Annotated in this window: 10 protein-coding genes; 6 read left to right on the top strand and 4 right to left on the bottom strand. The window is 71.7% G+C overall.

Features of this window, described 5'->3' with window-relative positions:
• Positions 1 to 154: nicotinate-nicotinamide nucleotide adenylyltransferase (locus VLJ82_RS03450; protein ID WP_408661924.1), on the top strand; the 154-nt coding region annotated here is incomplete at its 5' end.
• Positions 155 to 182: 28 nt separating this feature from the next.
• Here the strand turns inward: VLJ82_RS03450 and VLJ82_RS03445 are convergent.
• The gene (locus VLJ82_RS03445) at positions 183 to 1304 is read right to left on the bottom strand and encodes a GNAT family N-acetyltransferase (RefSeq protein WP_408661922.1); all 1122 of its coding nucleotides are present in this window, start codon (positions 1302 to 1304) and stop codon (positions 183 to 185) included.
• A 65-nt stretch (positions 1305 to 1369) separates the two neighbouring features.
• On the opposite strand from VLJ82_RS03445, the gene secA reads away from it, so the two are divergent.
• A complete protein-coding gene (gene secA, locus VLJ82_RS03440) occupies positions 1370 to 4234 on the top strand; it encodes a preprotein translocase subunit SecA (protein WP_408661921.1) in 2865 nt (954 codons plus the stop codon).
• Between the two features lie 176 nt (positions 4235 to 4410).
• Here the strand turns inward: secA and VLJ82_RS03435 are convergent, their stop codons facing one another.
• Together VLJ82_RS03435 and VLJ82_RS03430 are read right to left on the bottom strand one after the other, a co-directional pair.
• Positions 4411 to 4971 carry an Rv3235 family protein gene (locus tag VLJ82_RS03435; protein ID WP_408661920.1) on the bottom strand — a complete coding sequence of 187 codons (561 nt, stop codon included), beginning with the start codon at positions 4969 to 4971 and terminating at the stop codon, positions 4411 to 4413.
• The gene (locus tag VLJ82_RS03430; protein ID WP_408661919.1) at positions 4968 to 5693 is read right to left on the bottom strand and encodes a LysM peptidoglycan-binding domain-containing protein; all 726 of its coding nucleotides are present in this window, start codon (positions 5691 to 5693) and stop codon (positions 4968 to 4970) included. The genes VLJ82_RS03435 and VLJ82_RS03430 overlap by 4 nt, the downstream gene beginning before the upstream one ends.
• Positions 5694 to 5927: 234 nt before the next feature.
• Here VLJ82_RS03430 and VLJ82_RS03425 point away from each other — a divergent pair, with 234 nt between their 5' ends.
• Both VLJ82_RS03425 and VLJ82_RS03420 read left to right on the top strand, forming a co-directional pair.
• The gene (locus tag VLJ82_RS03425; RefSeq protein ID WP_408661918.1) at positions 5928 to 6455 is read left to right on the top strand and encodes a DUF4396 domain-containing protein; all 528 of its coding nucleotides are present in this window, start codon (positions 5928 to 5930) and stop codon (positions 6453 to 6455) included.
• Between the two features lie 161 nt (positions 6456 to 6616).
• Positions 6617 to 7168 (top strand): hypothetical protein, encoded by a 552-nt coding sequence (locus tag VLJ82_RS03420; RefSeq protein WP_408661917.1) that lies wholly within the window; start codon positions 6617 to 6619, stop codon positions 7166 to 7168.
• A 35-nt stretch (positions 7169 to 7203) separates the two neighbouring features.
• On the opposite strand, the gene VLJ82_RS03415 is transcribed toward VLJ82_RS03420, so the two are convergent.
• Positions 7204 to 7434: a helix-turn-helix domain-containing protein gene (locus VLJ82_RS03415; RefSeq protein ID WP_408661916.1), complete on the bottom strand. Its 231-nt coding sequence runs from the start codon at positions 7432 to 7434 to the stop codon at positions 7204 to 7206.
• 167 nt (positions 7435 to 7601) lie between these two features.
• On the opposite strand from VLJ82_RS03415, the gene VLJ82_RS03410 reads away from it, so the two are divergent.
• Positions 7602 to 8294, top strand: a complete 693-nt coding sequence (locus tag VLJ82_RS03410; RefSeq protein ID WP_408661915.1) for an SAF domain-containing protein — start codon at positions 7602 to 7604, stop codon at positions 8292 to 8294.
• The gene (locus VLJ82_RS03405) at positions 8291 to 9667 is read left to right on the top strand and encodes an AAA family ATPase (protein ID WP_408661914.1); all 1377 of its coding nucleotides are present in this window, start codon (positions 8291 to 8293) and stop codon (positions 9665 to 9667) included. Before VLJ82_RS03410 ends, VLJ82_RS03405 begins: the two co-directional genes overlap by 4 nt.
• The last annotated feature ends 20 nt before the right edge of the window (positions 9668 to 9687 follow it).

Here is a 9687-nt window from a genome sequence, read left to right as displayed (position 1 = left end):
GCCGGCCGACATCGTCACCCTGCTGGACGTCCCGGCGATGGCGATCTCGTCCTCGGCGGTGCGGCAGCGGGTGCACGCCGGCCGGCCGGTCTGGTACCTGGTGCCGGACGGGGTGGTGCAGTACATCGCCAAGCACCGGCTGTACCTGCGCTGACCCGGGGCGGCACGGCGCGGGGCGGTGCTCAGTCGGCCGGCCGGGTCAGCCCGAAGATGAGCTCGTCGGAGTAGCTGCCGTCCGGGTTGCGCAGCCGGCCCGACCGCCGGCCCTCGGCGCGGAAGCCGGCGGAGGTCGCCGCACGGGCCGAGGCGACGTTGTCCACCTTGCAGCCCAGTTCCAGCCGGGCGGTCGGCGTCTGGTTGAACGCCCAGCCGGCCAGCAACCGCAGTGCCCGGGTGGTGAAGCCGCGGCCCCGAAACTCCGGGATCACCCCGTAGCCGATGGCCACCACGCCGGGCGGGCCGAACCGCCGCAGGCCCAGGATGCCGGCTCCGGCCCCGGAGGCCGCGTCGCAGATCAGCAGCGCGTTCTGCCCGCTGACCAGCCGGTCCAGCCCGGCCCGGTCGGCCCGCTGCCGGGCGGCGGCCTCGGTCATCGGCTCGGCGCTGAACCCCCAGCCCAGCGCGGCGTCGTTGTTGGCCTCGGCCAGCAGCACCGGCCAGTCCTTAGGCCGGGTCTGGCGCACGGTCACCACCCCGTCGCTGAGCTCGGCCAGCGGTGGCCAGGCCGGCGGCACGGCGGCGTCCGGGTCGGCGGCGGTCCGGGCGAACACCGCCCCGTCCAGCGGGGGGCCGTCCCGGCCGGGCAGGACGGCCCGGCGGACCGCCTCGAAACCGAAGCCCGCCCGCAGCGCCACCGCGGCCGAGGCGGCGTCGGGCACCTCGCACCGGATCTCCACCCGGGCCAGCCCGTTGCCCAGGCCGAAGCGGGCCAGGGTGCGGACCGCCTCGGTGGCGTAACCGTTGCCCCAGTCGGCGGGGGCCAGCCAGAACCCGATCTCGGCGGCGTCATAGGAGGCCACCGGCAGTCGCAGGCTGGCACTGCCGACCAGCCGCCCGGTGGTGTTCTCGGCGACGGCGCAGTCCAGCCGGGTGCCGGCCAGCCGGCCGTCCTGGCCGGGTCCGGTGACGAAGTGCCGGGCGTCTTCGGCGGTGTAGGGCCACGGCATCGGCAGGTACCGGTGGATCCGCTCATCGGCCAGGATCGCCTGCACCGCAACGGCATCGGCGGGCTGCCACGGCCGCAGCGTCAGCCGCCCGGAGTGCAGCACCAGCCCTTCCAGCTCGATCCCCTGCCACTGGCCCACGCGCCCAGCGTGCCAGATCGGACATTGCGATCCTGTCCCGAGCAGCGGCCAAGTAGCATGGCGGGGTGGTGTTGAACAAGCTACTGCGCGCAGGTGAAGGCAAGATCGTCCGTCGGCTGACCGCGATCGCCGATCACATCGACAACCTCGAAGAGGACTACGTTGATCTGACCGACGCGGAACTGCGGGCGTTGACCGACCAGTTCAAGGCGCGCTACGGCGACGGCGAGACCCTGGACGAGCTGCTGCCCGAGGCGTTCGCGGTGGTCCGCGAGGCCGCCCGCCGGACGCTGGGGCAGTTCCACTACAAGGTGCAGCTGATGGGCGGTGCCGCCATGCACCTGGGCAACATCGCCGAGATGAAGACCGGTGAGGGCAAGACCCTGGTCTCGACGCTGCCCGCCTACCTCAACGCGCTGTCCGGCGACGGCGTGCACGTGGTGACCACCAACGACTACCTGGCCTCCCGGGACGCCGACTGGATGGGCCGGGTGCACCGCCACCTGGGCCTGTCGGTGGGCAAGATCCTGTCCAACATGACGCCGGAGGACCGCCGGGCCAGCTATGCCTGCGACATCACCTACGGCACCAACAACGAGTTCGGATTCGACTACCTGCGCGACAACATGGCCTGGTCGCTGGAGGACCTGGTGCAGCGCGGGCACAACTACGCCATCGTCGACGAGGTCGACTCGATCCTGATCGACGAGGCCCGTACCCCGCTGATCATCTCCGGCCCGGCGGATGAGAACCAGCGCTGGTACCCGGAGTTCGCCCGGCTGGCCCCGCGGATGCGCAAGGACGAGCACTACGAGGTCGAGGAGGGCAAGCGAACCATCGCGGTCACCGAGGCCGGCGTGGAGTTCGTCGAGGACCAGCTCGGCATCGACAACCTCTACGAGGCCGCCAACACGCCGCTGGTGGGCTACCTGAACAACGCCTTGAAGGCGAAGGAGCTGTTCAAGCGCGACCGCGACTACATCGTCACCAACGGTGAGGTCCTGATCGTCGACGAGTTCACCGGCCGCGTGCTGCACGGCCGGCGCTACAACGAGGGCATGCACCAGGCCATCGAGGCCAAGGAGAACGTGCAGATCCAGCAGGAGAACCAGACGCTGGCCACCATCACGCTGCAGAACTACTTCCGGCTGTACTCCAAGCTGTCCGGAATGACCGGCACCGCGCAGACCGAGGCCGCCGAGCTGCACCAGATCTACAAGCTGGGCGTGGTGCCGATCCCCACCAACCGGCCGATGGTCCGGGCCGATGAGACCGACCTGATCTACAAGACCGAGGACGCCAAGTTCGCCGCGGTGGTCGACGACATCGCCGAGCGGCACGACAAGGGCCAGCCGGTGCTGGTCGGCACCGCCAGCGTCGCCAAGTCCGAGGTGCTGTCGAACCTGCTGCTGCGGCGCGGCATCCCGCACGAGGTGCTCAACGCCAAGCAGCACGAGCGTGAAGCCGCCATCGTGGCGATGGCCGGCCGCAAGGGCGCGGTCACCGTGGCCACCAACATGGCCGGCCGCGGTACCGACATCATGCTCGGCGGCAACCCCGAGTTCGCCGCCGACAGCGAGCTGCGCGAGCTGGGACTGAGCCCGAGCGAGACTCCGGAGGCCTACGAGGAGGCCTGGCCGGCGGCGCTGACCAAGGCGAAGGACCGGGTGGCCCGCGAGCACGACGAGGTGGTCGAGCTCGGTGGCCTGTACGTGCTGGGCACCGAGCGGCACGAGTCGCGGCGCATCGACAACCAGCTGCGCGGCCGGTCCGGCCGGCAGGGCGACCCAGGCCTGTCCCGGTTCTACCTGTCGCTGGGCGATGACCTGATGGTGCGCTTCAACGGCGACCGGATCGCCAGCATCATGAACTTCCTGCGGCTGCCCGAGGACACCCCGATCGAGAACAAGCAGGTGTCCAAGGCCATCCAGTCCGCCCAGACCCAGGTCGAGCAGCAGAACTTCGAGATCCGCAAGAACGTCCTGAAGTACGACGAGGTGCTCAACAAGCAGCGGACGGTGATCTACGACGAGCGCCGCCAGGTGCTGTCCGGGGCGGACCTCTCGGAGCAGATCCGGCCGATGATCACCTCGGTGGTGACCTCCTACGTCGAGGGTGCGACCTCGTCGGGGTACCCGGAGGAGTGGGACCTGGAGCAGCTGTGGGTGGCGTTGAAGACGCTGTACCCGATCTCGCTGACCCCGGACGAGGCGATCAAGACCGCCGGCGGCGAGCGCAACGACCTGACCAGGGAGTTCCTGGTCGAGGAGATCGTGGCCGACGCCCAGGCCGCCTACGACCAGCGAGAGGCCGAGCTCGGCCCCGAGGTCACCCGGGAGCTGGAGCGCCGGGTGCTGCTGTCGGTGCTGGACCGCAAGTGGCGCGAACACCTGTACGAGATGGACTACCTGCAGGAAGGCATCGGCCTGCGGGCGATGGCCCAGCGCGATCCCCTGGTGGAGTACCAGCGGGAGGGCTTCGACATGTTCTCGGCCATGATGGACGCCATCCAGGAGGAGTCCGTCGGGTTCCTGTTCAACATCGAGGTGCAGATCGAGACCGAGCCCGCTGTCGAGGCCGCCCCGGCCGAGTCCGCGCTGACCGGTGCCGGGCCGGATGGTTCGGCGCCTGCCGGTGCCGGCCCGGACGGTGGCCTCGACGCCGAGGGGGTGCTGGCCGCGCTGGCCAACCAGCCGCAGGCCGAGCACTCGCACGGTGAGGACCATCCGCACATCTCGGCCAAGGGCCTCGGCCGGCCCCGTAGCGAGACCGCGCCGCTGACCTACAGTGCCCCGACGCTGGGCTCCGACGCCCCGGAGGTGCGGGTCGAGGGCGGCGCACCGCCCGCGGCGGGAAACCGGGCCGCGGCGGCCAAGCAGCGCCGGGCCAACCCCAACCGCGGCAGCCGGGGCAACAAGCGCAAGCGCTGAGCAGCAGCCGGCGCTTGACCGAATGCTGTGCCTGACCGGATACGGGTGCTGATCGACTGCCGCGCTGCCCACTGCCGTGCCGCCCAGGGGATGGCGATGACCGGTGCGCCGGTGCTGACCGGGCACCGGGCGGCGAAGGCAGCGCCCCCGTTTTGAGAGCTGCTTCGCCGCCCGGCTCAGCCGATCTGCAGGCGGACACACCGCCATCGGCCGTCCAGTCCTTCCAGCCGCAGTGCCAGCGCCCGGAAGCGGTTCTCGATCCGCAGCACGGCGGCCACCTCGGCCACCCCGTCCGCGGGTTCGGTGACGTGCAGGGAGTGCAGGGTCGCGGGCCGTTGGGCGCTGCCCAGCCGGGTGATCCGGCCGGCGTCGCGTACCAGGCCGGCTTGGACCGCCGGGCTGGTGTGGTCGCGCAGCTGGGACGCCGAACGGCGTCCGGTAGCGATCTCCACCACCCCGATCACCAGTCGCCTGGCGATCAGGGCCGGCTCCGGCAGCTCATAGAATCCGGTGGGCCGGTCCGGCGAGGTGTCCGGCTGTGTTGCTGCGGTGTCCCGGTCGAGGCCTTCGAGCGGCAGCGGTTGATCCAGCGGACCGACCAGGCTCAGGTGCCGTTCGGGCACCTCGTCGTCGAAGAGCGGCTCCCGGCGAGGGGCCGGCTTCACCAGGTACCGGCGGCCGGCTGCCGGGCCGGAACGGGCGCCGGCCAGCTCGGCGGAGGCTGCGGACATCGTCATGCGCCGGCGTCCCTGCTGCCGGGCTGAGGAGCCACCAGACGGGTGCCCGGCAGGATCAGCCCTGGATCGGCGCCGATCAGGTGCCGGTTGGCGGCATACCAGCGGGGCCACTCCTGCTGGATCCGAGCGGCCGGCGGGCTGGTGCCCAGTCGCCGGGCGGCGATCGACCACAGCGAGTCCCCGGGGCGGACGGTCACCTGGCCGGCGGACCGGGCGTCCCGTCCGGTGCCTTGCGAGAAGCGGGGAGCGACCTGGGGTGCCGGGGCGGAAGTCGTGGGGTCGGCGCTCGGGGTCGGATCCGTGGGCCAGCCGACGGCGGGCATCGCCGATGGCGTGCTGCCCGGTACCGGTGAGCCGGCTGGAGCAGCCAGTGCCGTGACCGGGGTGAGCAGGATCGAGGCACCGGCCGCGGCGACCACCACCCGCCGCAGCGCCGCTGGGGTCAACCGGCGCGCTACGGCTCGGGCCAGCGCGCCCAGCCGCCCGGGCAGCAGCGAGCCGGCGGTCAGCGCCAGGCTGACGGCGACCCACAACGCCACCAGCCACAGCAACGCTCCGGCGAGCGTGGCCACGGCGGCATCCGGACCGGCCAGCGCGAGCCATTGACGGGGCGCGGACAGGTCCTGCACCAGTTCGCCGAAGTGCGGGGTGCCGGCGGTGAGGACGAACCCGCTTCCGAGCGCCATGCCGGCCAGAGCCGCTGCGCTGATGTGCCTCTGCATCATGCATTACCTTCCATTTGCTTCCGTTTGCATCTAACAGGCTCTGGAAGGTTCGTACAACTCGGCTGTGGATAAGCGGTTCTGCCTGTGAGGGATCAGCTGATGCGGGTCAGAGGGGTCTATGACGGTGGGGTTCTGATCAGCCCTGGCCGTGTTCTTGCGAATCGGGGGAGAGGGTGTAATGTAGGCATACCCCTAGGGGGTATATAGACCTCAGTCAGCTGGAGAGAAGCCATGACCGCCCACCCGTCGCACCATCACCAGCCGGCGGCCGTCGCTGCCGAGCCCGCCGCCCGCCGGCCGGAGCAGGGGAGTGACCGAGGCCGGGATCTGACCCGGTCAGCCGTCTCGGCGACCCTGCACTGCCTCACCGGCTGTGCCATCGGAGAGGTCCTCGGGATGACGCTGGCCACCTGGTGGGGCTGGAGCAACGGGCCGTCCATAGCGTTGGCGATCGTGCTCGCCTTCGCCTTCGGTTACGGGCTCACGGCCAGTGCCGTGCTGCGGGCCGGGCTGTCGCTGCGGCAGGCCGTCGGGGTCGCACTCGCCGCTGACACCGTGTCGATCCTGACGATGGAACTCATGGACAACGCGGTGATCCTCGCGCTGCCGGGAGCGATGGAAGCCGGGCTGGCGGACCTGCTGTTCTGGGGCAGCCTTGCGGTGTCGCTGGTGGTCGCCTTCGTGGTGACGGTTCCGGTCAACCGGGCTCTGATCGGTCGCGGCAGGGGACATGCGGTGATGCACGCCTACCACCACTGACCATGCCCGCTGGCCGCACGGCCCGGCTGATCCACTTCGGGGGGATGCGGGCAGAATTCGGTGCCTGACAGCCGGCGCCCAGCTGCCGGGTGACGCGGGATCCGGTGGTTCCCCGCCGTGCCGGCTCGGGCGCCGACCGGCCATCGTGGAGAGGGCGTTGCGTGCGCTGGGACGAGCTGTTCGCCGATCTCGAAGCGCAAGCCGAGGCGTTGCGGGCGGCTGAACGCGATGCCGAGGTGGCGGAGCTGACCCGGCTGGAGACCTCCCGGCTGACGCTGGCGAGCCGGCTGGGCCCGGCGGTGGGCAGCCAGGTCCGGGTGCGCTGCCTGGGCGGGACGATGCTGGCCGGTCGGCTCGGCGCGTCCGGACCGGGATGGTTGCTGCTGGACGAGGGGACCGGCCGGGAGGCGCTGGTGGCCACCGCGGCGGTGACGTCGCTGGCTGGCCTGGGACGGCTGTCCGCTGCCCCCGGCTCGGCGGTGGAGGCGGGCCTGGGCCTGGGTTCGGTGTTGCGCGCGGTGGCCCGGGACCGGTCGGTGCTACGGGTGGGCTTGACCGATTCCACCATGCTGGACGGCACGCTGGACCGGGTGGCTGCCGACTACGTGGAGCTTGCCGTGCATGCCGCGGGCGAGCCCCGGCGGCGGGATGAGGTACGCGAAGTGCTGGTGCTGCCCCTCGGTGCGCTGGCGGTGGTGCGGCGGGACGGTTGAGCTGCCCGGCCGGCGCTCGATGCGCTACATGCCGGTCAGTCGGCTGCCGAATCGATGAAGGGATGCTCGGCGACGAACTGCTTGGTCTGGTCGTACATGCGGGAGATGTAGGACTCCAGTTGCTCGCGCTCGACACGCCACTGGCCGCGGCCACCGATCTTGATGGCGGCGAGCTCTCCCGAACGGACCAGCGCATAGGTCTGGGATGCCGAGATGTTGAGCACCTCGGCAACGTCGCTGAGCGTCAGGAATCGGGGTTGGGTCATGCGTGGGCTCACCTCCGCCATGCGTCTTTCAAGCCGACGATATCGAAGGCAACCGCCTCGGCCTGTTGCCAGTGTGGCAGCTGGTCCTCGGCTGGTAACCCCGTTATCCACAGCTTTGCTACGGCCGGCGCGCTGTTCCTGGCAGGCATCCTGCAAGATGTGTCGCTATGACCGATACGTCGCTGCTTCGTGCTGACCTGCCGTCTCCGGTGCCGCGCCGGCTCACCCGGCCCCGCTGGCTGGACCCCCGGCTGATCGGCGGCGTCGTCCTGGTGTTGGTGTCGGTGCTGCTGGGCTCGCTGTTGGTGGCCTCCGCTGATCACCGCCAACCGGTCTGGTCACTGACCCGCGACGTCGCCGCCGGGACCGTGCTCACCGGAGCGGATCTGCGCCCGGTGCGGGTGCAGCTGGGTACGGCCGCCTCCCGGTACCTGGCTGCCGATGTCGCGGTGGCCGGCCGGACCGTGCACCATGCGCTGCGAGCCGGTGAGTTGCTCGCGGCGGCCGAGGTGACCGACCCGGAACCCGGTGTCACAGTGACCATCCCGATGCAGCCGGAGAACGCGCCGGAGGTCAGCCGCGGTGAGCGAATCACCCTGTGGCTGAGCACCAAGACCTGCCGTGGGGTGGTGCTGCTCAGCGGGGTGCCGGTGCAGAGTGCCGGCAAGGTCAGCGGCTCGGCCTTCGGCTCGACGGCCGGTTCGCTGCTGGTGGTGCGGGTGTCGGCCGCCGATGCCAGGCGGGTGGTCTCGGCGCTGGATCTGGACGGCGCGGTGCTCCGGGCCGGCGTGCTGTCGGCAGCCGAGCGGGCGGAACCGCAGTCGGACTCGCTGGCCGGCTGTGCCGGGGACGCCCGGTGACGATCGCGGTGGTGAGCGCCGCCGATGGCGCTCCGTGGGAGGCTGCGCTGCTGGCCGAGCTGGGTCGCAGTCCTGCCGAGCAACCCTTCCGGGTGGTCCGGCGGTGCGTCGACGTGGTCGAGTTGCTCGCGGTCGCCGGGTCGGGCCAGGCGGTGGCCGCCCTGGTCGATGCCCAGTTGCGGCGGCTGGACGCCGACGCCGTGGAACGGTTGACGGCCACTGGGGTGGCGGTGGTGGGCGTGACCGCCCCGGACGCCGATGCCGACACCGAACGGTTGGCCGATGCCGGTATCGGGTTCTTCGTGGTCGCGAACGCACCGGTGGCCGTGTTCGCCGAGGTGCTCGGGGCGGCGGTTGCCGACCGCTCGGTACCGGCGGACCGCCGGGGAGAGCACGCCTTCGCAGACCCGGCGTTCGCCACCGGATCGCTGGCCGGCAGTCCGGCCCGGATGTCGCCGGCCGGGCCTTCCGGTTCGAAGGAGGCCGCTGCCGTGCTGGGCGCTGCTGTGCCGGGTGCTACCGGCGCCGGGCCGGTGCCTTCCCGGCGCGGCAAGGTGGTCGCGGTCTGGGGGCCCACCGGTGCGCCCGGCCGCACCACCGTCGGCATCACCCTGGCCGACGAGCTGGCCCGGCTCGGCCAACGATCGCTGCTCGTCGACGCCGACGTCTACGGCGGGGTGGTGGCGGCGATGTTCGGCCTGCTGGACGAGTCCGCGGGCCTGGTCGCGGCCTGCCGGCAGGCGCAGTCGCGGCGGCTGGATGCCGAGGGACTGGCCGGACTGTGCTGGCAGATCGGTCCCGAGCTGCGGGTGCTCACCGGGATATCGCGGGCCGACCGGTGGCCGGAGCTGCGCAGCACCGCCCTGCAGGAGGTGCTCGCCGTCGCCCGGACGCTGGCCGACTACACAGTGGTCGACGTGGGGTTCGCGCTGGAGACCGACGAGGAGCTGAGCTTCGACACGCTGGCGCCCCGCCGCAACGGAGCCACCCTGACGGTGCTCTCCGAGGCCGACCTGGTCCTGGCAGTGGGGTCGGCGGATCCGATCGGGCTGCAGCGGCTGGTCCGCGGGCTGGGGGAGTTGCGCGCCGTCGGCATCGACACGCCGGTCTGGATCGTGCTGAACCGGGTGCGCCGCAGCGCGGTGGCGGGCAAGCCGGAAGCCGAGCTCAACGCCGCGCTGCACCGGTTCGTCGGCCAGTCGTGCGCGGCCCTGCTGCCCTACGACCTGGCCAGCCTGGACCAGGCGGTGTCGGCCGGCCAGACGCTGGCCGAGGCGGCGCCGGCCAGCCCGCTGCGCGGCGCGGTGTGCGAGCTGGCCGGCGTCCTGTGCGGTGTTCCGGCGGCACCGCGCCGTGGCAGGCGGCGCAAGTAGCGTGTACCTGCCGGTCACCG

Origin of the sequence: Jatrophihabitans sp. (genome assembly GCF_035474675.1) — a bacterium.
Lineage (GTDB): Bacteria > Actinomycetota > Actinomycetes > Mycobacteriales > Jatrophihabitantaceae > Jatrophihabitans_A.
The sequence above is the reverse complement of the archived record's forward strand: the minus strand, read 5'-3'. Positions and strand labels throughout refer to the sequence as shown.